This is a genomic window from Microcoleus sp. PH2017_12_PCY_D_A (genome assembly GCF_020738565.1).
In the GTDB taxonomy this organism is placed as follows: domain Bacteria; phylum Cyanobacteriota; class Cyanobacteriia; order Cyanobacteriales; family Microcoleaceae; genus Microcoleus.
On sequence record NZ_JAEQCI010000126.1, the window covers coordinates 15,619 to 39,227 of the forward strand.

The 23,609-nt window shown below is 44.8% G+C and carries 28 protein-coding genes and 1 tRNA gene; 16 read left to right on the forward strand and 13 right to left on the reverse strand.

Annotated elements, in window-relative coordinates; genetic code table 11:
• Nucleotides 1-246 precede the first annotated feature (246 nt).
• Together JGK39_RS27975 and JGK39_RS27980 are read right to left on the reverse strand one after the other, a co-directional pair.
• A complete protein-coding gene (locus JGK39_RS27975) occupies nucleotides 247-639 on the reverse strand; it encodes an ACP S-malonyltransferase (protein WP_293253815.1) in 393 nt (130 codons plus the stop codon).
• Nucleotides 636-1,088, reverse strand: coding sequence for a DUF433 domain-containing protein (locus JGK39_RS27980; RefSeq protein ID WP_366049246.1), 453 nt, complete (start codon nucleotides 1,086-1,088; stop codon nucleotides 636-638). Before JGK39_RS27980 ends, JGK39_RS27975 begins: the two co-directional genes overlap by 4 nt.
• Before the next feature lie 232 nt (nucleotides 1,089-1,320).
• On the opposite strand from JGK39_RS27980, the gene rpmH reads away from it, so the two are divergent.
• From rpmH to JGK39_RS28030, 10 genes are all read left to right on the forward strand, one after another.
• Nucleotides 1,321-1,458, forward strand: coding sequence for a 50S ribosomal protein L34 (gene rpmH, locus JGK39_RS27985; RefSeq protein ID WP_006632320.1), 138 nt, complete (start codon nucleotides 1,321-1,323; stop codon nucleotides 1,456-1,458).
• Between the two features lie 34 nt (nucleotides 1,459-1,492).
• Nucleotides 1,493-1,897: a ribonuclease P protein component gene (gene rnpA, locus JGK39_RS27990; RefSeq protein WP_293253818.1), complete on the forward strand. Its 405-nt coding sequence runs from the start codon at nucleotides 1,493-1,495 to the stop codon at nucleotides 1,895-1,897.
• Nucleotides 1,869-2,264 (forward strand): PH domain-containing protein, encoded by a 396-nt coding sequence (locus JGK39_RS27995; protein ID WP_293253821.1) that lies wholly within the window; start codon nucleotides 1,869-1,871, stop codon nucleotides 2,262-2,264. The genes rnpA and JGK39_RS27995 overlap by 29 nt, the downstream gene beginning before the upstream one ends.
• Before the next feature lie 331 nt (nucleotides 2,265-2,595).
• Nucleotides 2,596-3,744: a membrane protein insertase YidC gene (yidC, locus tag JGK39_RS28000; RefSeq protein ID WP_293253824.1), complete on the forward strand. Its 1,149-nt coding sequence runs from the start codon at nucleotides 2,596-2,598 to the stop codon at nucleotides 3,742-3,744.
• Between the two features lie 8 nt (nucleotides 3,745-3,752).
• Nucleotides 3,753-4,226, forward strand: a complete 474-nt coding sequence (locus tag JGK39_RS28005) for a R3H domain-containing nucleic acid-binding protein (RefSeq protein WP_293253827.1) — start codon at nucleotides 3,753-3,755, stop codon at nucleotides 4,224-4,226.
• 240 nt (nucleotides 4,227-4,466) lie between these two features.
• Nucleotides 4,467-4,985: a YceD family protein gene (locus JGK39_RS28010; protein WP_293253830.1), complete on the forward strand. Its 519-nt coding sequence runs from the start codon at nucleotides 4,467-4,469 to the stop codon at nucleotides 4,983-4,985.
• Nucleotides 4,986-5,183: 198 nt separating this feature from the next.
• The gene (locus JGK39_RS28015) at nucleotides 5,184-6,692 is read left to right on the forward strand and encodes an AAA family ATPase (protein WP_293253833.1); all 1,509 of its coding nucleotides are present in this window, start codon (nucleotides 5,184-5,186) and stop codon (nucleotides 6,690-6,692) included.
• A 313-nt stretch (nucleotides 6,693-7,005) separates the two neighbouring features.
• Nucleotides 7,006-7,479 (forward strand): SH3 domain-containing protein, encoded by a 474-nt coding sequence (locus JGK39_RS28020; protein WP_293253836.1) that lies wholly within the window; start codon nucleotides 7,006-7,008, stop codon nucleotides 7,477-7,479.
• A gap of 504 nt (nucleotides 7,480-7,983) precedes the next feature.
• A complete protein-coding gene (locus JGK39_RS28025; RefSeq protein ID WP_293253839.1) occupies nucleotides 7,984-8,160 on the forward strand; it encodes a hypothetical protein in 177 nt (58 codons plus the stop codon).
• Between the two features lie 388 nt (nucleotides 8,161-8,548).
• On the forward strand, nucleotides 8,549-10,129 hold the full coding sequence (locus JGK39_RS28030) for a peptidoglycan-binding protein (protein WP_293253841.1): 1,581 nt from the start codon (nucleotides 8,549-8,551) through the stop codon (nucleotides 10,127-10,129).
• Nucleotides 10,130-10,377: 248 nt separating this feature from the next.
• Here the strand turns inward: JGK39_RS28030 and JGK39_RS28035 are convergent, their stop codons facing one another.
• The 3 genes from JGK39_RS28035 to lipA all read right to left on the reverse strand — a co-directional run bounded on the left by JGK39_RS28035 (nucleotide 10,378) and on the right by lipA (nucleotide 14,557).
• Entirely contained in the window at nucleotides 10,378-10,905 is a 528-nt protein-coding gene (locus JGK39_RS28035; RefSeq protein ID WP_293253843.1) for a transcriptional repressor, read from the reverse strand.
• A 494-nt stretch (nucleotides 10,906-11,399) separates the two neighbouring features.
• On the reverse strand, nucleotides 11,400-12,668 hold the full coding sequence (sigC, locus tag JGK39_RS28040) for an RNA polymerase sigma factor SigC (protein WP_293253846.1): 1,269 nt from the start codon (nucleotides 12,666-12,668) through the stop codon (nucleotides 11,400-11,402).
• Nucleotides 12,669-13,687: 1,019 nt separating this feature from the next.
• Entirely contained in the window at nucleotides 13,688-14,557 is an 870-nt protein-coding gene (gene lipA / locus JGK39_RS28045) for a lipoyl synthase (RefSeq protein ID WP_293253849.1), read from the reverse strand.
• A 97-nt stretch (nucleotides 14,558-14,654) separates the two neighbouring features.
• Between lipA and JGK39_RS28050 the strand changes: the two genes are divergently transcribed.
• Nucleotides 14,655-14,728: transfer RNA gene (locus JGK39_RS28050), tRNA-Pro, on the forward strand.
• Nucleotides 14,729-14,771: 43 nt separating this feature from the next.
• Here the strand turns inward: JGK39_RS28050 and JGK39_RS28055 are convergent.
• A complete protein-coding gene (locus JGK39_RS28055) occupies nucleotides 14,772-14,897 on the reverse strand; it encodes a hypothetical protein (protein WP_293253852.1) in 126 nt (41 codons plus the stop codon).
• A 320-nt stretch (nucleotides 14,898-15,217) separates the two neighbouring features.
• On the opposite strand from JGK39_RS28055, the gene JGK39_RS28060 reads away from it, so the two are divergent.
• Nucleotides 15,218-16,342 carry an EAL domain-containing protein gene (locus JGK39_RS28060; protein WP_293253855.1) on the forward strand — a complete coding sequence of 375 codons (1,125 nt, stop codon included), beginning with the start codon at nucleotides 15,218-15,220 and terminating at the stop codon, nucleotides 16,340-16,342.
• A 175-nt stretch (nucleotides 16,343-16,517) separates the two neighbouring features.
• Here JGK39_RS28060 and JGK39_RS28065 read toward each other — a convergent pair whose 3' ends face one another.
• The 4 genes from JGK39_RS28065 to JGK39_RS28080 all read right to left on the reverse strand — a co-directional run bounded on the left by JGK39_RS28065 (nucleotide 16,518) and on the right by JGK39_RS28080 (nucleotide 18,738).
• Nucleotides 16,518-17,393, reverse strand: a complete 876-nt coding sequence (locus JGK39_RS28065; protein WP_293253858.1) for an SDR family oxidoreductase — start codon at nucleotides 17,391-17,393, stop codon at nucleotides 16,518-16,520.
• A 162-nt stretch (nucleotides 17,394-17,555) separates the two neighbouring features.
• Nucleotides 17,556-17,693, reverse strand: a complete 138-nt coding sequence (locus tag JGK39_RS28070; RefSeq protein ID WP_293253861.1) for a hypothetical protein — start codon at nucleotides 17,691-17,693, stop codon at nucleotides 17,556-17,558.
• 52 nt (nucleotides 17,694-17,745) lie between these two features.
• Nucleotides 17,746-18,531: an exodeoxyribonuclease III gene (gene xth, locus JGK39_RS28075; protein WP_293253864.1), complete on the reverse strand. Its 786-nt coding sequence runs from the start codon at nucleotides 18,529-18,531 to the stop codon at nucleotides 17,746-17,748.
• A gap of 42 nt (nucleotides 18,532-18,573) precedes the next feature.
• Entirely contained in the window at nucleotides 18,574-18,738 is a 165-nt protein-coding gene (locus JGK39_RS28080; protein WP_293253867.1) for a hypothetical protein, read from the reverse strand.
• A 110-nt stretch (nucleotides 18,739-18,848) separates the two neighbouring features.
• Here JGK39_RS28080 and JGK39_RS28085 point away from each other — a divergent pair, with 110 nt between their 5' ends.
• On the forward strand, nucleotides 18,849-19,073 hold the full coding sequence (locus JGK39_RS28085) for a hypothetical protein (protein ID WP_293253870.1): 225 nt from the start codon (nucleotides 18,849-18,851) through the stop codon (nucleotides 19,071-19,073).
• Nucleotides 19,063-19,473 carry a putative toxin-antitoxin system toxin component, PIN family gene (locus tag JGK39_RS28090; RefSeq protein ID WP_293253873.1) on the forward strand — a complete coding sequence of 137 codons (411 nt, stop codon included), beginning with the start codon at nucleotides 19,063-19,065 and terminating at the stop codon, nucleotides 19,471-19,473. The genes JGK39_RS28085 and JGK39_RS28090 overlap by 11 nt, the downstream gene beginning before the upstream one ends.
• Nucleotides 19,474-19,492: 19 nt before the next feature.
• Here JGK39_RS28090 and JGK39_RS28095 read toward each other — a convergent pair whose 3' ends face one another.
• Nucleotides 19,493-20,839: an NB-ARC domain-containing protein gene (locus JGK39_RS28095; protein ID WP_293322525.1), complete on the reverse strand. Its 1,347-nt coding sequence runs from the start codon at nucleotides 20,837-20,839 to the stop codon at nucleotides 19,493-19,495.
• A gap of 322 nt (nucleotides 20,840-21,161) precedes the next feature.
• Between JGK39_RS28095 and JGK39_RS28100 the strand changes: the two genes are divergently transcribed.
• Together JGK39_RS28100 and JGK39_RS28105 are read left to right on the forward strand one after the other, a co-directional pair.
• Entirely contained in the window at nucleotides 21,162-21,704 is a 543-nt protein-coding gene (locus JGK39_RS28100) for a DUF6232 family protein (RefSeq protein ID WP_293253879.1), read from the forward strand.
• Between the two features lie 23 nt (nucleotides 21,705-21,727).
• A complete protein-coding gene (locus JGK39_RS28105; RefSeq protein ID WP_293253882.1) occupies nucleotides 21,728-22,108 on the forward strand; it encodes a hypothetical protein in 381 nt (126 codons plus the stop codon).
• A 101-nt stretch (nucleotides 22,109-22,209) separates the two neighbouring features.
• Here the strand turns inward: JGK39_RS28105 and JGK39_RS28110 are convergent, their stop codons facing one another.
• Together JGK39_RS28110 and JGK39_RS28115 are read right to left on the reverse strand one after the other, a co-directional pair.
• Nucleotides 22,210-22,614: a hypothetical protein gene (locus JGK39_RS28110; protein ID WP_293253885.1), complete on the reverse strand. Its 405-nt coding sequence runs from the start codon at nucleotides 22,612-22,614 to the stop codon at nucleotides 22,210-22,212.
• Nucleotides 22,589-23,221 (reverse strand): type II toxin-antitoxin system antitoxin SocA domain-containing protein, encoded by a 633-nt coding sequence (locus JGK39_RS28115; RefSeq protein ID WP_293253888.1) that lies wholly within the window; start codon nucleotides 23,219-23,221, stop codon nucleotides 22,589-22,591. Before JGK39_RS28115 ends, JGK39_RS28110 begins: the two co-directional genes overlap by 26 nt.
• Nucleotides 23,222-23,609 lie beyond the last annotated feature (388 nt).

Sequence of the window (23,609 nt, forward strand, 5' to 3'; positions counted from 1 at the left end):
GCTTACCTGAAATCCTCTGTATTTCGGGTAAGGGACACTCTTCGACAATTAATTGAGAACCGCTATAGCGTCGGCTTCTTATTTAAATGAGTTGTCGGCGTTGCTGACTTACAGTATGAAGGGCTAAATATGCAAATCCTAAAAACCATTGTTCACAAAGCTTTTGGATTTTTGCCTGGTTCTTTTTCATCCCCCTCTCTTCCCAACAACGTCCGCGAATATGAGAGCTAGAATCGCTACATCTGTTTAGGGAATAAATAACCGACCTGCTCCCATGTAGTATTGGATATCGATCGCGATTTCTACAAGCTTTTCAACACAACGCTCTCGATAATCATATTCGTTAACGCGATCCGGGTCGCCAATCGTGATAATTGGAAATGAAGTTGGCTCATTTTCTTCGCGCATCACCTGTTCCAGAGAGTCTTCACCCTTTGCATTGCGGTTTGCTGTCAATAAAAGCATTTGATTAGATTGAGCCAATCGCCAAACAACTCGATCGTCACTATTAGACGCTAAGCCAATATCTTGAAATGTCACTAACCGAATGGGAGCAATATCTAACCACCCTCCTACCACCAGACTTCCAGAAAGCAAGAGAGCTTGCCGATTCAAATTGTAGTCAGCCAGAATCATCATTGCTTTGTTGCTTCCCGCTGCGCTCTGCGTTCCTGAAGTTTGACTCGCGCAGCTTCATATTCAGAGCGAGGGGGAGTTGCAGCTATGCGAGCAAAGCGTTCGCGGTTGTGTTCTTCCCAATACTGGCGAGTTTCTTCTGCTGATTTCAAAACTTCTTGATACTCAGCTTCTACATCTGTCTGGTGCGCCTCAATGTAGGAAATGGCAGCGCCCAACTGCTCATCCGTAAGGTTAAATACATCGCGAATGAATTTAGGGGGATAGTGGGCTTTGAGATGATCTATTACATCATAAAGAGTTATGCGTGTTCCCGCGATCGTAAGCCCCCTTTCTGTGCGGACAATAGTCACTTTTTCATTAGGATTCGGAGTAGGGGTTAATACTGTGGCATCCATCTGTTTTTTCCGGTTGGCTATATTTGGCATTTTAACCCATTGTCTTTCAAACATCAAATTCTTTTGGCAATGCTTTCAAGAGATGTCAGCCGTTCATAAACCACATTTTTTAAATAAGTCGGGATTCTAGCCTTGACCAATCATTCAAGGCTAGAATCCCGACTTAACTCAACTCTCAATACATATCAACTTATAAAAATATTATTGCCAAGAAAACAACTCTATGGTACACTAGAAGATTGTGAATATTAATCAAAAGTAAAGTAACAAGCCCGGAGAAATCAAAATGACACAGCAAACCCTGCACGGAACCAGCCGCAAAAGAAAAAGAACATCCGGTTTTCGCGCCAGAATGCGTACCGCAACCGGTCGATTGGTAATCAAAGCACGCCGCAGCAAAGGTCGCCACCGCCTCGCAGTCTAGCACTGCCCGAGAATGAGCCCGATCGCACGCAGCCATGTTGCCTCCTACAAACCGACTCAAGCACCGAAAGGACTTCAGCGCCGTCTACCGCAAGGGAATGCGCCGCAACTCCGCTCATTTCAGCTTAAGAGCTCTTCGCAAACCCAAAAGCGTCGAGATTGGAAAACCCACAGCCGAGAAATCCTTGCAGCCCAGCCGCACAGGCATTTCTATCAGCTTGAAAGTCAGCAAGCGCGCCGTAGTCCGCAACCGGATCAAGCGCCAGATTCGGGCCGCTTTGCGACAGCTATTGCCCCGATTAAAATTCGGCTGGGATTTAGTAATTGTGGTGCGTCCGATCGCACAAGAGTGCAATTATGCAGAAATTCTGCAAGAATTAGAGCAGTTGTTGGTAGAAGCCGAGGTACTAGATGGGAATTCGAGAGGAAGTATATTATGAAGGCGGCCCTGCAGTTGGAGACTTGATTATCAACTTACTGCTGGGGCTGACTGTCGTGGGAATCCCCCTCGCAGTAGGAGCAATTGTCCGGGCTCTGTGGCTGCGCTACCGGATTACGAACCGCCGAGTGTCCGTAACTAGCGGTTGGATGGGGGGCGATCGCATCGACGTTATCTACTCAGATATAGTCAAAATCGTCACAGTACCTCGAGGTTTCGGGACTTACGGAGACATGGTGCTGACAATGAAAAATGGCAGCCGCTTGGAACTGCGATCGATTCCGAAATTTCGAGCAGTGTATGACTACATTAACGAAAAACTGCCCGCAGCAGCTCAAAAAGCCAACGCAGCAGCAAAAGCTAAATAACCGAACGGCTTTCACCCTGATTTAAGGGAGAAAGCAGTCGATTTTAGATTTTAGATTTTAGATTTACTCGCAGCTTTGAATCTGGGAGATGGAACTTTGATCTAGAATTTTTGAATCTCCACGACAGGATTCGGGGGCTTGTGTCGGTTTTTTGGGCGAAGTCAGCGCGAGTATTGGCTTTAGTCATTACAAAAATCTGTTAGCGGGCGGTCGATCGACAGGCAATGTCCTAAGATAGAGACAAAAGCCTAAAAGTTGAGGCAGCCCGCATTTAGCGGGTAAAAATAGTTCTCAACAGCAAATTAAGAGCACCTAAATTAACTCAAAGCGAATGGATTTTGGTATCTCGTTTCTCTCCAACAACCTAATGCTGCCGATCCTAGATTTTTTCTACGGGATCGTGCCAAGCTACGGTTTAGCGATCGTATCTCTGACGCTCGTGATTCGCTTTGCTCTCTATCCTCTAAATGCAGGATCTCTTCGCAATATGCGGCGCATGAAAGTAGCGCAGCCGTTGATGAAAGAGCGAGTAGATCAAATTCAAAAACTGTATAAAGAAAATCCTGCCAAACAGCAGGAGGAAATGAGCAAAGTATACAAAGAATTTGGCAATCCTCTCGCAGGATGTTTCCCGTTGGTGCTGCAAATGCCGGTGCTGTTTGCACTGTTTGCAACGCTCAGGGGTTCGCCGTTTTCTGACGTAAATTACAGCGTTAACGTCCAAGTTTTGCCCAAAGAACAAATCGAAACTGTTCAACCGCAAGCTTTTGCTACGCCACCACAAAATATTTACGTGACGGGTACATTTCACGCTCCAGTTGTGGGCGTGATTCCAGCCGGTGACAAACTCGGAGTCGGCGATACAACCAAGGTTGAATTTAAGACCCCAGATGGCAAACCTCTCCAAGCTCTAGCGGCAGAAAATAAGAGCGAAATAGACTTTGTTCCCCAATGGAAAGTCATCAAAGGCGAAGAATTTGTCAAGGTAGACGAACAGGGAAACATCGTGGCTTTAGCGCCCGGTGAAGCCACGGTTCAAGGCACAATCCCCGGATTGGCTACCAACAAAGGATTCCTGTTTATCGAAGCTCTAGGCCGCGTGGGCGCGATCGACTCCGACGGTACAATCCACTGGGATATTTTGGTAATGATCCTGGGCTTCGGCATCAGTTTGTACATCAACCAAACTCTTTCGGGACAAGCACAAGGGCCAAACGACAACCCCCAACAGGCTACAGTCAACAAACTGACGCCAGTTATATTTTCGGGGATGTTTTTGTTCTTCCCGCTGCCCGCTGGCGTGTTGATGTATATGCTGATTGCGAACATCTTCCAAACAGTGCAAGCGTTTATTTTGTCAAGAGAACCTCTGCCGGAAAACCTGCAAAAAATTGTGGACGAAGCAGAAGCGAAAACCAAAAAAGAACAGGGATTAGATGCACTTCCCTTCGAGCCGGGCCGTTCTAAGAAAAAGGCTTGATTGTTAAAATGAAAGACTCAGAAATGCAGCGCGGACAGCAATGGTTAGAAGAACTGCTAAAACTGTCCGCAATTCCCTCAACAGTGGTAGGTCAACAGCAAGAAGATTGCTATTGGATGACAATAGATGAAAGCAATCTGACACCAGAACAAGTTGCTATCTTAGTCGGGCCAGATGGTAATGTCCTAGATGCGATTCAGTACCTCTGCAACACAGTTGCGAACATTGCTCACGAATCGGATGAGCCGATTGCTTATACAGTCGAACTGAACGGCTATCGCATCCGCCGACAAGCAGAACTGCGATCGATGGCAGAGTACGCAGCAGAGCAAGCGCGATCGACTGGAGGAGAAGTTGAGCTCAAATCGCTGTCTTCGGCAGAACGCCGTCAAGTACACAGTTTTTTGAGCGAATGTGAGGATATAGAAACTTACAGTCAAGGACAAGAACCCGATCGGCGTTTGGTAGTGCGCTTGCGCTGACATTAACAAGGAAAAAAGAAAAAAGGAAAAAGGAAAAAGCCAAAAATGAGCTATTCCTTTTGACTTTTGACTTTTGACCCGCCCAAAAACAGGTACAAGCCCCGATGCCAGAAGTAGATATCCAAAAATTTTAGAATCGTGTTTAAGCTCCCACATTCATCTGTGAAGAAAATCTAAAATCTAAAATCGACTGGCTTGTGACTTGAGACGAGGATAATAAAACGGCGAAAGATGATGATTATGGAGACAATTTATATCCCTCATCTACTCACAAAAACTGAGAGAAAAGAGGTCATTGATTTTGAAGAAATTATCCCCGATTTAGAAACTCTGACTCCCGTGCGGGGGCGGCTGCAAGTTACTCACCAAGGTAATTTTCTTGAGGTGAAGGCGAAAGCTGAAACAATTGTGACTCTTAGCTGTCACAGATGCCTAAAACAATACAATCACCGTTTAAAAATCCAATCATCGGAAATAATTTGGCTCGAAGAAAAAGTGAGCGAGCCTGATGCAAGTTCAGGAGAATTTGAAGTTGATTTAGAAGATTTGGTGGAAAATTTATCTCCTACAGGTTCTTTTTCTCCGACTGATTGGGTGTACCAACAAATGTGTTTGGAACTGCCGCACAAACAGCTATGCGATGTTGAATGCCCAGGAATAGATTTAAATAAGGATGATGCAGAAGAGACCGAAAGTTCAGAAACAGTCTGTGACAGTCGCTGGGCGTCTCTGGCGGCATTTAAACGGCAATTGCCTTAGTCATTAGTCAGCAGTCAGCAGTCAGCAGTCAGCAGTCAGCAGTCATTAGTCAGCAGTCAGTAGCTAAGAACTAATAACTGTAGAATAACGAAGACATCAAAATAACACCAGCTAATGAAGAATAAATGATAACTAATGACCAATGACTGTTAACTAATGACTAATAACTAATAACTAATAACTAATGACTAATAACTAATGACTATTTTTAGCGACGAGTTTGAACTGCTGCTACGATCGCGCTACCCCCTAATCTACATTCCCACACGGGAAGAAGAGCGCGTCGAAGTCGCGATCGCCCAATCAGCCAAAAAACAGGGTTCTCGCGCCGTCTACATCTGGGATTTTGTTGACGGCTACCAAGGCAATCCCAACGATACCGGTTTTGGCAAGCGCAACCCGCTACAAGCTTTAGAGTTTGTGGAAAAATTGCCGGCATCCGCACCAGCAATCTTTATTTTGCGAGACTTTCAGCGCTTTTTAGAAGATGTCTCGATTTCCCGGAAACTGCGAAATTTGGCGAGACTCCTCAAATCTGTCTCCAAAAATATAGTCATCGTATCTCCGATCACTTCGATTCCCGAAGACCTCAGCGAAGTCATCACTGTTTTGGAGTTTGCCCTGCCAGCGGCGGCGGAAATCAAAATTGAGGTAGAAAGGCTGTTAGGGGCTACCGGACAAGCCATAGAAGGGCGTTTCCTGGACGAAATGGTGCGCTCCTGTCAAGGTCTGTCGATCGAACGAATCCGCCGAGTTTTGGCAAAGGCGATCGCCACCAGAGGCGAACTGCATCCCGACGACGCGGAACTGATTTTAGAAGAAAAACGCCAAACCATCCGCCAAACTCAAATTCTCGATTTTTACCCAGCCCGCGAAAACATCTCCGATATCGGCGGTTTGGACAATCTCAAAGAATGGCTGCTGCGGCGCGGCGGTGCTTTTTCCGATCGCGCCCGCCAATACGGTTTGCCGCATCCCAGAGGCTTGTTATTAGTCGGAATTCAAGGCACCGGCAAATCCTTAACTGCAAAGGCGATCGCCCACCACTGGCATTTACCCTTGCTGCGGTTGGATGTCGGGCGCTTGTTTGCCGGATTAGTCGGGGAATCGGAATCGCGCACCAGACAAATGATTCAGCTAGCGGAAGCTTTGGCGCCTTGCGTGCTGTGGATTGACGAGATTGACAAAGCTTTTTCGGGATTAGACGGTAAAGGCGATTCCGGGACAACCAGCCGCGTGTTCGGAACTTTTATTACTTGGTTGGGCGAAAAAACTTCGCCGGTGTTTGTAGTCGCCACGGCGAACAACATCCAGTCTTTACCGCCGGAAATGCTCAGAAAAGGCAGGTTTGACGAAATATTTTTTGTAGGTTTGCCAAGTCAGGAGGAACGGCGGGCTATTTTTGAGGTACATTTGTTGCGGTTGCGATCGCACAGCATCAAAAACTACGATCTAGAGCGCTTGGCTTATGAAACTCCCGATTTTTCAGGAGCCGAAATCGAGCAAACTTTGATTGAAGCCATGCACATTGGGTTTAGCCAAAATCGAGACTTTACCACAGATGATATTTTAGAATCAGCTAGTCAGATGGTGCCCTTAGCCCGAACGGCGAGCGAACAAATCCAGTTTCTCCAAGATTGGGCTGCTGCGGGTAAAGCTCGCCTTGCTTCTAGATACGGCAGTTTGAGCCGTCGGATTCAGGGATAGTCGATCGCAAACATTGTGCAGATAGTTCAGTATTCGGTATTTACCCGAATCTAAAGTTGTCTTCCCAGAGTCTATCCCACCCAGCCCAAATTTCTCCATTCCCGATTCCCGATTCCCGATTTTCCCGATTCTTTATTCTTTCGATCGACTGTAAACTCTTCCTTGTTCCTTCGGTTAACTGTCAACTGTCAACCCTTCTCTTTCGCAAGCTGTCAACTGTCAACTGTCAACTGTCAACTGTCAACCTTTCTCTTTCGCAAGCTGTCAACTGTCAACTGTCAACTGTCAACTGTCCTGTCAACTCTTCCGCCCTATGAACAGTATATATAGCGTTTTCAAGTTTTTAGTGGGTTTTCTGCTAGCGATCGTGCTGATGGCAGGCGCTAGCGTGGCGGCTGCACTTTACTTTGCCGCTAAGCTAACTACTGTGCCCGAAAGACCTGTTTTTCCCAACGACAAAACAGCACAGATTGCCGGCGCTGGGGCGAAGTCAACAGCCAAGGCCAGCCCAGTTTCTACGTCTAGCGATGCTGCGCCTAGCGATGCCGCGTCTGAGAAACCCCTGGAACCGGGAGCTTACCGAGCTCTGGTGACTCAGCCGATCGGGTTAATTCTCCGGGATAGTGGCAACCGAGACTCGAACCGCATTGGCGGTGTAGGTTACAAGGAAAAAGTTGTTGTTTTGGAAGATTCGCCCGACAAAGAGTGGCAGCGAATTCGAGTTGAGGATGGCAATCGCGAAGGTTGGGTAAAGGGCGGCAATACTGAAAAAGTTGAAGGCGAATAGGAGCGATCGCAGCAGGTTGTTCACCAACGCCTCGTTTTTTCCTGTCTTTTGCCTCAAATTGTTAGATACATATTTATAGAAATAAGTCAAGTTAAATTTATTTGCGATATTGCCAAGTCTCAGAAACCGGGTTTCTTGTCGCGGGTTGATGGTGAAAGCCTAGGTTTTTGGTCAAGAAACCCGGTTTCTTTGGTTTTTGTGCAAGTCGTGGATATTTGGGAAGGCAATCTGAGACGCTGACACTGTGCGTGCGATCGCCCCGAAAAACTCCTCAATTTGCCATAAAGCTGACCAGAGCAAAGGTTTCAATAGCCAAAACTCAACAGAAAAACTCGATAATACATAATTTTAACTTATGTTATTAATGAGAGTATGTTAAGAACTTTAGCAAAATTTTAAGGTTAGTTGCAAAGCGTAGGCTTTTGTCACCGCAGCAGAGGCAAGAGTGGTAGCTTTGATCGCATATCTAAGTGTTCAGCTTTACAGCTATCAACCATAAAAAATATGTACGACAAACGTCCCGATCGAGATTTGGCGACTGCTGCTGTAACTGCGGCTTTAGGAGCTGGAGTGGTCACTTCTTTTGCAGTCAGCAGAGGGCAAAACCCTCTGGTAGCGTTAGCAATTACTGTTTTTGCAGCGGGAGTAGCTGTGATTTGCGATCGGTTCGGCTTAATCTAAGTTAATGTCCGATTTTTAGAAAATAGTTAACCAATAACATCCCCATCTTGTTTGCAACTAACAAGGTGGGGATTTTTAGTCGATCGTCCACAACTAATATTTTTATCTAATACAAAATTTAATTTTTAGCCAAAAATACCCAAAAACTGGTCATTTTTCCCTCATCAAGGCTAAGATGTGGCTGCAAACTATTTTCCTGACAGTCGCGTCTCTAGAAACAGCGATGCTATCGTGGTTTTTACCTGTAATTATTTTTGAAGGCATTTTTTTTTCAAACACGGGTGCTTCGCGCAAACAGGTAAAACTTAGTCTTGATAGATCCTGAGCAACCCAAAGCTCAGCTTAAGTTTGCTCGTACATCACAGCCACAATTTCACACTAAAAATTTATGGAATCCCTCGCCTACCTCGAACTTGCTCTTGTTTGCGAAGCACCCCCACAAGAGTCGGACATTTTTGATACACCCAAGTGGCAAAACCTATCGACTCAGACTTATGTCCGTTTGCTGTCTCTGGCTTTGATGGTGTCGGTTTTGAGTGCAGCCGGTTCGGCTTTTGCTCAAATAGATCCGGGAAATCCCAATTTGCGCTCTGTTCAAGACAGATTGCGGGATCTTGGCTATTTTTCCAGAGCTTCTACCGGTCAGCTCGGCCCGGTAACAAAACAAGCTCTGACTAACTTTCAACGAGACTATCAACTGTCGCTGACTGGTAGACCCGATCGATCTACGGTGATAGCACTCAACAGTTTAGACGGGGACGATCGACCTTTTCAAACTACTTATACAAACTATAGCTATAGCGAGCTGCGTTATGGAGACTCGGGTGCAGATGTTACCGCTCTCCAGCGCAGGTTGAAACAGCTAGGCTACTTCAAGACGCATCCCACAGGGAGTTTTCGCGAAATTACTCTCAATGCGGTGAGATACTTCCAGCGCATTAATCGACTGCGGGTGACTGGAGTGGCTGACAGGCAAACTTTAGCCTTGCTGTTTGCTTCCACCAGGCCAACTCCCCCCGTTACTCCTCCTGATATTTCGGAAAATGGCGGTTGCAAGGGGCTGCGGTTCGGCGACAGAGGGGCGACGGTAGACTTGATCCAGCGGCAGTTAAAAGCTTTAGGCTATTTTGAGGGCGGCATTGATGGGAAGTTTCGCGAACGCACTCTCTATGCAGTGACTCGTTTTCAGCAAGATTTCAATCTGGTTTCTGACGGCTGCGCTGACACTGCTACTTTGAAGGCGATAGATGCCCAGATGAGGGAAGCTGAAATTACTTTATATCCAGGAGAGAATGAGGAGCAGAGTAATAATGCTGGAGATTTTCTGGAGTTGGGCGACACAGGCCGAGAAGTAGAATTGTTGCAGCGGCGGCTGCAACACTTGGGTTATTACAGAAGCCAGATTCACGGTTGGTTCGATCGACCAACTCAACAAGCTTTGATCCGGTTTCAGAGAGATAGCGGGCTGTCCGGGACTGGTACAGTAGATCGCAGCACTCGATCGGCTTTGAGACAAGGCAACAGGCAGGCCGCAAAGCCGCAGCAGCCCGTCGCAACTAATCTGCAGCGGGGGGATACTGGGCCTGGTGTCCGACAGCTTCAGTCTGCGCTCAGAACTCTGGGCAAAAACCCCGCAAGAGTGAATGGAGTATTTGGAGCCGAGACTGAGTGGGCGGTGCTGTCCTTTCAACGCGAGCGCAATTTGTCCCCGGCTACAGGTATTGCCACTCCGGCAACTTTGGCCGCAATCCAAAACGGGTTAGCTGGGCGAGTTACTGTTCCTGCTGTGCCGATTAGCAGTGTCAATTCTCGATCGAGCATTCAGCAATTACAAACGCGGTTGCAAGAGTTCGGCTTTTACACAGGCTCAATTAGCGGAGTTTTTGATCCTCCGACTAAAGACACTCTCGATCGAGCTGTGCGTAGTCACGGGGTGAGCAGGGACGATTTGTTGAGCCAAACTTTTTAGCACCCAACTTGCGGAGGATACATCAAAAAAATCGGTTTTTGGTCTCCGACTGATTCCTGAAATGAGGTATTTTCGCTAATAGACCTCTCCAGGAAAGCAAGTCTGGAACAGGCAGGATGCCTGTTCCACAATAATTATTGGAGATGTCTAATAAACCAAGTTTCGGCGTTAGTGCGATCGCACTTGCGCCGAAAATTTTTGCTAAAAATTGTAACAAGCCGTACTTGAAATGCGAAAGTAGTGTATATTCACTCGATTGCATCTGGGGGGGTGCTGCCATTTTGGGCGATCGACCTCGGACAAGACCAATTACTGGAAACCAAAGACGGCCATCCCATTCGCAAAGCTTCATGGCACACCGTATGAATCGTTAACTGGCAGTCTAGCAGGTGGAGTCCAGACTTTTCAGCTTGTTTCATGCCAATTTTCAAAATCGAATCGTTGTTAAATTCGATCGTTCTGTTGCACTGAACGCAGACTAGATGGTGGTGGTGGTGCGGGTAAGGCTGGTTTATTTCATAGTGTTTGTGACCTTCGGCTAGTTCGAGTTCGCGGAGCAGGCTCATCCTTGCCATTAACTTTAAAGTTCGGTAAATGGTGGACAAGCTAATGTTTTCGCCCCGATTTTTTAACAAAGTGTACAAATCCTCCGCACTCAGGTGATTGCCCTTGGGGAGGTTCTGAAACACGTGCAAGATGGTTTCCCGTTGGGGAGTCATCCGCCAGCCTTTGTCATTGAGTTCGGATTTGAATGAGGACGCGGTGTAAAGTGCCATAGTGACCCTCTCAAGAAAGTCTGCCTATTGACAATCATACACAACGATCGAGATATTTTGCAAATATTGGAGCTTATTGAAAAAAGCTTGGGATAAAAATTGAATTTTTGATAATTTTTGACGGCACACATACCATAAAGCCTCAGACAGAGGACAGAGAAATAATGTTGAAGTAAAAATTATTACTTCTGCTTTCTACTTTCTGTCTTCTGCCTTCTACCTAGATCCAGAAACGGACATTACCCATACATTGACATACTCCCGAACCTTGAGGAATGGGTATTCTGGATTTAAACAGACAAAGCAAGCATAGCTTGTCTGATATTGCCGAGCATCCTAGGTTGATGCCTCAACCTCTAGGATTGTTTTGGGATTATAGGGTAGAAACCGGATTTTTAGATCTGGCACATCAACAATACATAGCCAATGATGAAAGCCGTCCTATAAGGACGAGGCTTTAAACCCTATTTGTCAGTAAATGCACACCAGCTAATTTAAGTCAGAGACTCCAGATAGTCGCGCACGCGGTTGCGACGCTTGGGTTGGCGGAGTTTTTGCAAAGCTTTGGCTTCAATTTGGCGGACTCGCTCGCGGGACAAATCGAGAGCGCGACCGATTTCTGCCAAGGAGTAGGGGTGTCCGTCGCCCAAACCAAAGCGCATCAGAATGACATCTCGTTCGCGACTGGTCAAATCTGCCAGGAGTTGTTGCAAGTCGCGGTGCAGAGCTTCTCGCATCAGCATTTCTTCTGGCGAGATGCTGTCGGTTTCGAGCAAGTCGCCCAACTCTGTATCTTTTTCATTGCCCACTTTAGTTTCCAGAGAAACAGAGCGGGGAACTCGCAGCAATACTTCTCGAACTTGAGTGGCAGTCATGTCCAATTCGACGCCGATATCTTCGATCGTAGCTGTGCGACCTTTTTCTTGAGAAATTTTGCGCTGGGCTTTCTTGATTTTGTTAAGTTTTTCGGTGATGTGGACGGGAAGGCGGATAGTGCGGCTTTGAGTTGCGATCGCCCGCGTGATTCCCTGGCGAATCCACCAGTAGGCGTAGGTGCTAAACCGATAGCCCCGTGTCGGGTCGAACTTTTCGACAGCTCGTTCCAGTCCGAGAGTACCTTCTTGTATTAAATCGAGCAATTCTAAACCGCGATTTTGATATTTTTTGGCCACCGAAACCACGAGGCGCAAGTTCGCCTTAATCATGTGGTCTTTAGCTTCGACGCCTTCAGCTTGAATTCTTTCGATCGCCTCCACCGTCATCTCGGCCAATTCTGCCCACTGGCGCTTCCCTTCGGACATAATTCGCTTGAGTTCTGGCACGTCACTAACGCCGGCGGTTAATGCCCAGCGTTCCAGGGAAGGCTTGTGTCCCAATTGTGCAGACAGGCGATCGCGCACTTCAATTAAATGCACGAAGCTTTGAATCAGCCCTTCTTCCTGGGAAGCGACGGTATTCCGCAATTCCAGCAATTTGATATAGCGCTGAACTTTTTGAGCTTCTGAGACTTCTTCGTCTCTACCCAAGAGACGCACCCGACCGATTTCCTGTAAGTACAGGCGCACTAAATCTGTAGTGCGGCGGCTAGCATTTTTTTGCAATTTGGATGCTGTGTCTGCATCTTCAGTCTCTGCTGAGTCTTGGTCGATGGGTTCGTCTCCAGCTTCTTCAGCATCTTCATCCAACACATCTACATCTTGCAAGGGATTGACTCGCAGTTGTTCGTCGAATTCAGCTTCAGCGTAAAAAGAGGTGGCTGGCATAGTGATTTTCTCAATTGCTCCGGGTGAAAAGATGCTACGCTTAGCGGTTATTTATAATTATGATGCCCGCTTTTTTAAGACGAAGCATCACCGCTGTTTGTTTCTTTACTAACTTTTCTGACTTTTGTGCTGTTGGAGAGATCGAACTTTGGCTGCCCCACTTGTTTTACCAAGATTCGGGAAAACGCTAAGAACTTTCTGATGTAACAGTTTGAAGCCCCGAAAAGTGCGTTGTACTTCTTTGTTTATATAGCTAGTATAGATAGAGACTGGCTACAAACAAGTGACCAAGGTCAGAAGTTAAGTTAATCTTCATCACCAATAACCTGGTTCCCGATCACTTCGGAAAAATAGGGAATTTTTTAATAAAACTTTATATAATTCGGCGCTCTAGATTCAATACCCCACAGCTCAGAGGAAGCTTAATCCTTTGCACCATATGAGCTTCATAGTTTTTAGAGTCTCCCTTATCGAGTTGGCGGTTAAGGGGAAAACCGGGTTTCCTGACAAAAATTCTGCATTTAAACCCAGAAATTAGAGGAACAAACCCGGTTTCTCGATGTATTTGGCGTAGCTTGCGAGTGTGATAGCGCGATCGATCTAGAGCTTTTTTGCTGTTCGCTGGGGCTTCCCACTTAACTTCATCGAATAGGAACAGCATCAAAAACCGGGTCTTTTGCACTCCCGCTGGAACAGAAAGCGTAGGTTTTTCCTCGCTGTTACCCGATCGCTGAAAAGTTCAAACTGGCGTTGAATTTGTCAATCAGTAAGATTACTTAAAAAACTGGTTTTGAGAGTAGTGAAAAATTCGCGGGGGTAAGTGGGCATAAATATGGCCCTCCGGATGTTAGCGAAGCCATCGAAGAGGATCGCCTAAATCTCAGTTTTTCACCCAAAATTTGAGTATGCTCTAAGTATAATTGCTGATGGACCAAGGCCACCTGCGGCTTAAGTTGTTACCCGATCGAGTCTGATTGAGAATGATTCTCTCCCACGCAAGTTAACTCAAAGGAAAATTGCTAGCGCGGGTAAAGTTTCATCAATTCCCTCACCTGTTCGGCGTGATAGGAACTGCGAGTTAAGGGAGAAGCGACAACTTGCAAGAATCCCAAAGATTCGCCAAACTCTCTCCAAGCATCAAACTGTTCCGGCGGCACAAAATTTTCAACGTTCAAGTGCTTTTGAGTCGGTTGCAGGTACTGTCCAACTGTCAAAATATCGCAGCCAACAGCCCGCAAGTCCTGCATCGCCTCCCGAATTTCGGCATCTGTTTCTCCGAGTCCTACCATGATACCGGATTTGGTGTAAACGGACGGTGCGATGTCGCGGCTGCGCTGTAAGAGTTCTAGGGTGCGATCGTACTTTCCTTGCGGCCGCACCTTGCGGTAAAGTCGCTTTACGGTTTCGGTATTGTGGTTGAGTACCTCGGGCTTAGCTGCGAGAATAATTTCTAAAGCTTGCCAGTTGCCGCACAAGTCGGGAATCAGAACTTCTATAGTTGTATCGGGCATTGTCGATCGTACAGCTTGAATGCACTCGACAAACTGAGACGCGCCCCCATCGGGCAAATCATCGCGGTTAACAGAAGTAATTACAACGTGATTGAGTTTCAGTCGCTGCACCGCCTGCGCCAATCTTTCGGGCTCCGTCGGATCTAAAGCTTGGGGCTTTTTCTCAAAATCGATATCGCAGTAAGGACAGGCGCGGGTACAAGCCGGGCCCATAATCAAAAATGTCGCAGTACCTGCGTTGAAGCATTCGCCGATGTTCGGACACGAAGCCTCTTCGCAAACCGTATTCAGGGATAAATCCCGCAAAATTTCTTTGACGTTGCCGACGCGCTCCCACTGGGGGGCTTTTACTCGCAACCACTGGGGCTTAACTGTCACGCCTGTCTCCGCCTGAGTAATGTTTTACCAAACATTATATAGGAGGTTGCTAAGTTTTGACTTAAATGTGATATCCTAAAAATCTATTGATTAAATTCGGGATGTAGCGCAGCTTGGTAGCGCACCTCGTTCGGGACGAGGGGGTCGCAGGTTCAAATCCTGTCATCCCGATTGTTAAATTAAATTGGATATTCCCCAGCAAGTGAGTTTGTTGTTAGTTGTTTTGGGCGATCGTCCGGCTGTCTTTATTTGTGGTGCGGTACAAATTGTCGATCGGGCGAATCCGGTCGGGATAGCTGCGCTTCACGGGCGTGTTAATTTCCCTTTGCCAAAAAATCAACTGTAGCCGCTGTTTTTGCAAAAGCAATTAGAGAATAAGGCGTCAAGAATTCAGAGCAGCAGTAGAGAGTAGAGAGCAAGTCTTTGTCTTCTCACTCTGTGGGGATTTGGGATTGTGTTTAATTACACGTATTTGTTCAATGCTGAGAAATTTTGCCCAGGTACGACACCACAAGCAAGTAAAAATACTGAAATATTTCTTAAATAAAAGTTTCTCAACATTTACATCTTGAGATAGATGTATTAATAGCTGAATTAGCTTAAAATAAAGATTAATTGCGAGCAGTTTTAAAATTAACCCAAAAATCGGAGGATATTCTAGTGCAAAGAAGTGGCAAAGCCTTCGGCTCCTGCTCTCGCTGCGAAACAGTACCCGAAAAAATAGAGGGCACCGGAGGTTTATACCTGTGGTTTCCAGTATCGCACACTTTGAACAAGATTATTTCTGCACTGACCAAGGCAAAACTTGAATTCCGGGTTTTAGAAGAGAGCAAGTGTTTGTACATTGTGCTTGAGGAAATAGCCAAAGAAAAGTTTAGCACTCTAGCATCATCCGCGCTGACAAGTCAAGAGTTGAAAGAGACAAAAGTTTTGTGGATGCGCGAAGTTGAACAGCCGAAACTTAGCGATTTTTATCGCAGCACTTCCTTAGACTCTTTTATTAACTTCAGCCAGTCGAATTGGCTGTTAGATTTATTGTCAGAAGAACGCATTACTACACATTTTCAGCCGATTGTTCATACCTCAGACACTTCTAAAATTTTTGCCCACGAAGCGCTACTCCGAGGAATTGACGAGCAAGGAAACTTAATTCCTCCGGGTCGGATTTTTGCCCAAGCAGAATCAGCAGGTATAATTTTTCAACTAGATGCTTTAGCCCGAACTCGTGCTATTCGCGAAGCCAAAGTGTACGGTATCAAAGAACTGCTTTTTATTAATTTTTCTCCTACTTCTGTTTACGATCCGGCTACGTGTCTGCGAATGACGGTGCAGGCTATTGATGAATCGGGAATTCCTCACAGCAATATTGTTTTTGAAGTAGCGGAATCTCAACACCCTCCTGATATGGATCACTTGATTAAGATTCTCAGGTTTTACCGAGAAGCGGGATTTTTAATTGCAATGGATGATTTTGGCAGCGGTTCTTCTAATTTAAATTTGATGCACCAACTGCGTCCTGATTTTCTGAAGTTGGATATGCAATTAATTCGGAACGTCCATCAAGATTCTTATAAAGCACTAATTACTGAAAAAATCTTAGAAGTGGCCGCTCAATTAGAGATTAAAACAGTTGCTGAAGGTGTGGAAAGTTTGGAGGAGTTCGATTGGATACGGGAACGGGGTGCAACTTTTGTCCAAGGTTATTTGATTGCTAATCCGACTTCTCCACCCATAACAACTACTAGCTATATTGGTAGTGTGGAAGCTCTGCCTATATCTGCTTAAACGCTCAAATTTGCTCGTTCCCAGGCTGTGCCTGGGAAGGCATATCTGGAGGAAGAGCCTTCATTAAAATGAGACAATTTTGAGGCGGAGCCTCTAGATATTCATTACCAGGCTCTGCCTGGTAACGAGAAATTCATTACCAGGCTCTGCCTGGTAACGAGAAAGTGAGAAAATATTAAACGCTTAGATTGCGCCGCAAAAAGCTTTCTAGGGATTCCATTCTCATGCTGTAGATTGATTCCAATTTTTGCACTTCTTCGGGAGTGCAGAAAAACTCGTTACCGAGCAATACCCGCAAAGTTCCCAAGCCTTTTTGAGCTTGAGGATTCAACAAACCCAAGGCATTTCGCAATCCGTCAAACACCATCAACGGCGGGTTAATTACTACGGGTTCGCGGTTGAACAAGCGTCCGAAAATGCGGGCAATGTCGTCTCTGGTCAGAACATCGGGGCCGCCGACTGGTAAAATTTGGTTGCGCGCGCCTTCGACTGTTGGCGAGTCTGCTGCAATATGAGCTAAGTCGTCGGTACTGACAACTGAGGTGCGGTTTTTGCCGTCGCCAATCAGCAGGTAAAGTCCGGTTTCTCGAAATCTTTCTGCTAGGGGCAGCAAACTGGAAGCGAAAGCGGCGGGCCGCAAAATGGTATAATTTAATCCGCTGTTTTGCAGGTATTTTTCGACTTCTCGCTTGGCTTTGAATACTGCTGAATCTTCGTATCCGCGATCGACTCCGAGTACCGAAATAAAGACAAAGTGCTCAACTCCCGCTTCTTTGGCGCAGTCGATTAGTTCTATGTTGGCGCGGTAGTGTACTGCTTGAACGTCGTTGCCGGTGCCGTGGGTGCTGATGATGTACTGCACTCCTTGGCAAGCTTTTTTGATATCTTTGTCTTGTTTCAAGTCGCCGATAAAGATTTGGGCGCCTCGGTTTTCTAGTTCTGAGTAGCGAGAAGCGAGGCGAACAAATGCGCGGACAGGTTTGTCTTGATGTCGGATTTCTCGTACTATTCGGCGGCCTAGGGCGCCTGTTGCTCCGGTTACTAAGAACATGATTTTTGGTTGTTGGTTGTTATTGAGATTTTGCAGGTAGTCTCATAGTCCGGCAGGGGTTTAAACCCCTGCCTCATAGCTTAAGTCCTCGCTCAAGAGGACTGAGGAGTTTATTGAGAGTTGTGCAAGATGGGGATTTTTATTAATTTTATAACTCATAATTCAAATTTCGACAATCTTGTCTGTCATTGCGCGAGGTGAGAGCGATCGCAAAAGCTGGAGATTGTCGCGATCGATCGAACAAAAACGGTTTGTAGTGTGGACTTTAGTCCGCAAGATAGAGCGGACTAAAGTCCACACTACGAACGAATCTTATTGTTGTCGATCGCGCCTGCACAATATAATTCATTTTTCAAATTTCGACAATTACGGGGGTGTGGTCGCTGGGTTTGACTAATTTTCTGGGTTCAATATCTATGGTACAATTTTTGGCTCGATCGTACAGAGTCTGGCTGAGATAATGGTGGTCGATTCTCCAGCCGTTGTTGCGGGGAAATGCGGCGGCGCGATAGTCCCACCAGCTATAATGGCCGCCTTCTGATGTGAATTTGCGAAAGGGGTCGCTCAATCCTAATTCGGTGATTTCTGTTAATGCTTGGCGTTCGGGTATTGATAGGCCAACGGAGTTTGCAGCAGCTTTGGGATTGTATATATCCCGATCGTCCGGGACGATGTTGAAGTCGCCGCAAATGCACAGGTTGGGCGATTTGTCTAGTGCTATTTTGAGGTATTCTTGGAGCAGTTTAAGCCAATGCAGTTTGTATTGATACTTCTCGGAACCGACCTCGGAACCGTTGGGAACGTATACGGAAATGATGCAAATATCGTCGATAACCCCGGCTATGAGCCGTTTTTGTTCGTCGAAGCTGCCGGCGGTTGCAGTGCCGAGAATGGGGGAAAATCCGGCGCTAATCTGTGACATGGGCGATCGGCTAAAAATAGCGACGCCGTTGTAGGATTTTTGACCGGAAATGTAACAGTTGTAGCCAATGTCGAGGAAGGGTTCCAGGGGAAAGTCTTTGTCTGTAACTTTGGTTTCTTGCAAGCAAAGAACGTCTATTTGGTTGGTTTGCAACCAGTTGATAACGTGTTCGAGGCGGGTGCGGATTGAGTTGACGTTCCAGGTGGCGATTTTCATTATTATAGTAAGTAATAGATTAGTCGATTTTAGATTTTAGATTTACTCATCGAAGTGCGATCGGGATGCTCGTGAGTGATGGTCGCAACTGCGACGCTCTATAGTATAGTACAGTTGGAGGCTGGTGAGTTCGGATGTGCGATCGGCGAAGCTATCCCGAGCGTGAATCGCACGTAAGCGCATTGAGGCAGATTTGGCTGATAGCATGGCGCAAGCTGAGGGATATGGGCTCTTCCTAGAAATTGAACTTCACACCCTGTGATACAATAAATTTAAGCATGAAATTGTTTTCTTATTAAGTTTTTATTTTTTTAGTTATGACAACAATTACAATTCAAGTTGATGAAGATATTAAGAAGGCGTTTGAAGGGGCTACTCCTGAGACTCAGAAACAGTTAAGCTCGATTCTTCAATTATTTTTAAGAGAAAATTTACACAACAAAACTTTAACAGAGGTAATGGCAGAAATTTCTGATAAAGCACAACAGCGCGGCTTGACACCAGAAATATTACAGGATATTTTAGCCGATAATGATGAATAGATTTGCGATCGATACTAATGTTTTAATCAGTGCTTTGCTTTTTAAAACCTCAGTACCATTTCGGGCGATCGAATTGGCAGAAAAACAAGGAATAATTTTATATTCTGAAGCGACTTTAAAAGAATTAGAGCAAGTTCTGAATCGTCAAAAGTTTAACAAGTATCTTTCTTTAGAGGACAGAAAGGTATTTTTGCTGAAATTTATCAGTTCTTCTCAGTTAGTCTCTATTACCGAAAAAATCGCAGTGTGTCGAGATGAAAAAGATAATAAGTTTTTAGAGTTGGCTGTTAGTGGTAATGCCAATATAATTGTTACGGGGGATATGGATTTGTTGATATTAAATCCTTTTAGGACAGTAGAAATTATTACTCCCGATATGTTTATTGATAGATTTAGTTAATCGCCAACTCAGTCAGTTATTAATGCTGGTTTTTCAGATACTCAATCAATACAGGCTGGAGTGTGAAAAGTGTTTTCTGACCTTGTTTCACTTTTTCAATTAATAAACGCCGTCCCAAGGATTGCACAGCTTGTAATAATGCTGATGGGGATAATTCGAGATGGGCTGAAATTTTTGATATTTCAACTGGTGCAGCTTCACTAGCTAACGAGGATATCACTTGTTTTTCTGGTTCGGTTAGCCGATCGCACTGCTGCTCCAATAGTGATTCTAAGTCACCTAAGAATAGGGTATCATAGGAGAGGAATTCGGAAACGCTGCCGCCGAATAAGTCTTGAATCAATGTGGCAATTATATTTAACCATAAGGGATTGCCTCGGTAAAGGTCGATTAGTTCTGACCATTTCTCCGGTTCTGCTAAACCTTTTTCTCTGAATATTTCTTGTGCTTCCGGGCCTAAACCTTTGAGTTGCAGCGATTTACAGGGGCGGTTTTCGCCTTCTAAAGCGGCTATTTCTCTGGGTTTTTCCCAACTCAGGAGGATGAGGCAACTGTTGTGGGATGACTCGGCTATTTGTTTGAAGAATGTGCCGTAATTTTCATAGCCTGGTTGGTAGTTGCCTGCGAGTTGTCCGCTGCTGAAGATGGTTTGGATATCATCGAGGATGATGAGACAGCGGTGCGATCGTAAATATTGTAGGGGCAATCCCCCCGTGGGTGCCCTTTCTTCGGCGGGGGCGGGCACGGGGGCACCGCCCCTACAGAGGAATTGAATTAAATCGGTTTGGAGTGTTTGCAGGGGTGGAGAATTGCGGAGGCTGCGGTAAATAATATAATCGAATTCGTGTTGAATTTCTGGGATTAGTTGGAGAGTTAGGGCGGTTTTACCAATGCCGGATAAGCCGTTGAGTTCGGATGTGCGGTTATAGAATATGTTGGGTTCTGGTGCATCCGATAGGTCTAGTCGCTCTTTAGGTTTAGTTTGGTTATAAAGTGGCTGATTAGGTTTTTCTGTATTTGGGATTTCTGAGAGATGCGACTTGTTCTCACAAACACTGAAATTATCAATTTGTGCATAATAATTTCCAAAGTTTGATTCAACTATGGATAATTGCAATCTTTCCACTGTGTATCTAAAGTTTGATTGATTAATATCTTCGCCTAATGTTTGTGATAGAAGTTTCCATAATTTTGCTGCCACTTTCTTGACATGAGCTTCACTACGGTAGCAGGTTTTGGCAATCTCTGGGTATTTCTGGCGTTGCCAAGTACCGCGCAATATGCCTTCTTGTAAATGATTGAGATGTTTTCCTGTCTTAGCGAATACGATGTCGTCAGCGATTTTTAAGACTTCCTGAACTTCCATAGGTGGAGTGGGGGTTTAGTTTGGCTGGTTGCTATCCTACTCTATCCTACCGTTTGATACTTTAGCAACTAAATTATACTATTTGCTACTGATTCACTGTAATAAGCATTAAATAAATACCTACTAAATCCTACTTTATTTTACTAGACAAAACTTATAAAATCGGACAAAATGATAATAGTCAAAACGTTGCAAAATAATTGCTTTTGCTCAAACTATAGTGGTGCGATACGTAGGCGAAAGTTGAAAAATATCAACTTCATTCAGTAGATTGAAATTGCAAGATACAACACCCTTAAATACTATAGTAAGGAGAACAAGTATGAGTATAAACACGGGAAAAAGCCTACAGCGCCAAGATGACAAAGTTATTGTAATAGATAGACCAGAAGCTATAGTAGTTACTAAAAAAGTAGTTAAATTTGGTTCTTGTGTTTATCAATTTCGTAACGTTACTGGATTTGGAGTTGCAAATGTAAAAACGCCTTATAAAGTACATCCTCTAGTTATCTTGATATTACTTTTCTTAGGCGCTATTTTATTGTATCAGAGCGACCCACAGGTACAAGGATTTGGAATACTAACCCTTTTATTAGCATGTGCTGGAATTATTGACGACCTTTTGCAACCAAAACGAATAGGACTTGAATTATATGTAAATTCAGGAGACAATGTAATATTTGTCACTGCCGATAAATCAGGCGTCAGAGATGTGATTTCACAATTATGCGAATTTATGGAGAGTGACACAGAAGATATCAAGGTAATTAATATTAACCAAACTCATGCCACAATAGGTGTTGGCTATGCTGAGCAACTGCAATCTGGACAAATAGGTGGCAAAATAGATAACAGACAACAATAGTTAATTCTTAATACGGAGATATTATGTCAGAACGTAAAATAAATCTCGACCAAAGTCAGGCATCAATAGGTGTTGGCTACAGTGAGAAAGTAGAGGCTGAGCAAATAGGTGGGACTATTAACAATTACTCACCGGAACAAAGGCAAACTCTTGCCGAAGCCGCAAAAGAAATTCAGGAGCTTTTAGATCAGTTGTCTGAGACATACCCAACAAAAACGGCTGTCGAGAAATCAGCATTTGCTACAAAAGCTATGGAAGAAATTGAGAAAAAGCCTGATGTGAAGAAAAAGGTACTTAAAGCTTTGAAAGCTGGTGGAGTAGCAGCGCTAATGGAACTTACAAATAATCCAGTCGTGAAAATCCTAACTCCAATGCTTGAAAGTTTACTGGAAGAAGATAAGTAAGCCTTAGTATCCAGATTTTAAAAAAAGAGCGATCGCCCTTACGTCCCAACTTTTCAAAAAGCGCGATCGCCCCTCGCCTCTATTTTTCAGAAAAGCACTGCTTACTGATAAAGATTATGACTCGGATCTAACCAAACAATATAAAATACATCCTCAATAAAAAAACCATGCACTCGACCGTGCTCGTTAGTTGAAAGAGAAAACTGATAAGGAATTGTTACCAATTCTTTTTCATTCGGGATACCAAACCCATTAGGTTCGGTTGTTTCTCGCCACTTAATCGGATGACAGCGAAGAGATTGACTGCGATTCATCTTGATCTCTTGTGCCGTTAATGTTGATAAATCGCGCAATCTTTCCAAAAAAGCAGTAAAATAATTCGGATCGCGATCGCGAATTGAGAATTTTTCATTCTGAGTTTGCAGGTACTTGAACGAAAATCCCAGACTTTCCGGCGGTTTCCCTTGAGAAGGGACGATTTTAGACTGAGGTTTCTTCTTTGACACGAGTCGAATAATATTGTTTCATAGATTCTTGAGAAATAATCCCATGACAAGATTCGTCTCTAGGTAAATTTCCTCTCGCTTCTAGCCAAGGCATTTCACCACAAATCATTCGTTCCAAAGTTTCATCATCATACTCCAAATAGGCATCTGCAACTTCTTCCAGAAATTCCCCGATTTCTTCAGAAAGTTTCGGGCGCTCGATTCTTTCTACAATTGGTTCCCAGCTAAATTGGCTTTGATACTTCTCTAGTAAATCAGGAATCACTGGCCCGTGAACCCACGCTTGAAAATCCGCATTAAAGAGTGGCGTGCCATAAATTGCTAAATGCCAAGCTTGAGCGTAATACACGAGTTTTTGTAGCTTGTAAGCATTTATTTCTACATCGAATTGCGAGGCTAACCAAATGAAATAATTGGCAATTTCGCGATCGCTCAGTGTTTCCGAATTAGTTGAAACAGCAACAACTTTCAGTTCACCTTTAGCTAGATGTTCCAATAGTTCAGAAACAGACAAATTGAATTGTTCAGCAATTTTCTCAACTCTTTGCCAGACTGGATAATTTACAGTTACTTGATATTCAGTTTTGATTGAAGGAGCTTGGGTCATGGCTAGCATTTCTTAGCGTTGACTAAAATAATTATAGCAAACTGTTCTACAATACTCGTAATTAAAATTATAGTATCATTCATCCTGACCCGATAAAAATACAATCAGGCACGAGAAGGAAATGCGATCGCCCTTCGTCTCCCATTTTCTGAAAAAGCGCGTGTAGCCAGCCGACAGATTACTGATTGGGTACCAGTACGATGAGGTAAAGTGAGTCGTCGCGAAGTGGGGCGCAAGCCATCGCACCAATCGCTGGCTAGCAATACACACCCACAAACTATGAGGTTTTAATCCCACATTCCGCAGATATTCGATCGGATTTAATTTCAAAAGAATTCAGAATTCTCAAAACCTCAAATAATTGCTCTGCAATCATTTGAGGCTTTTT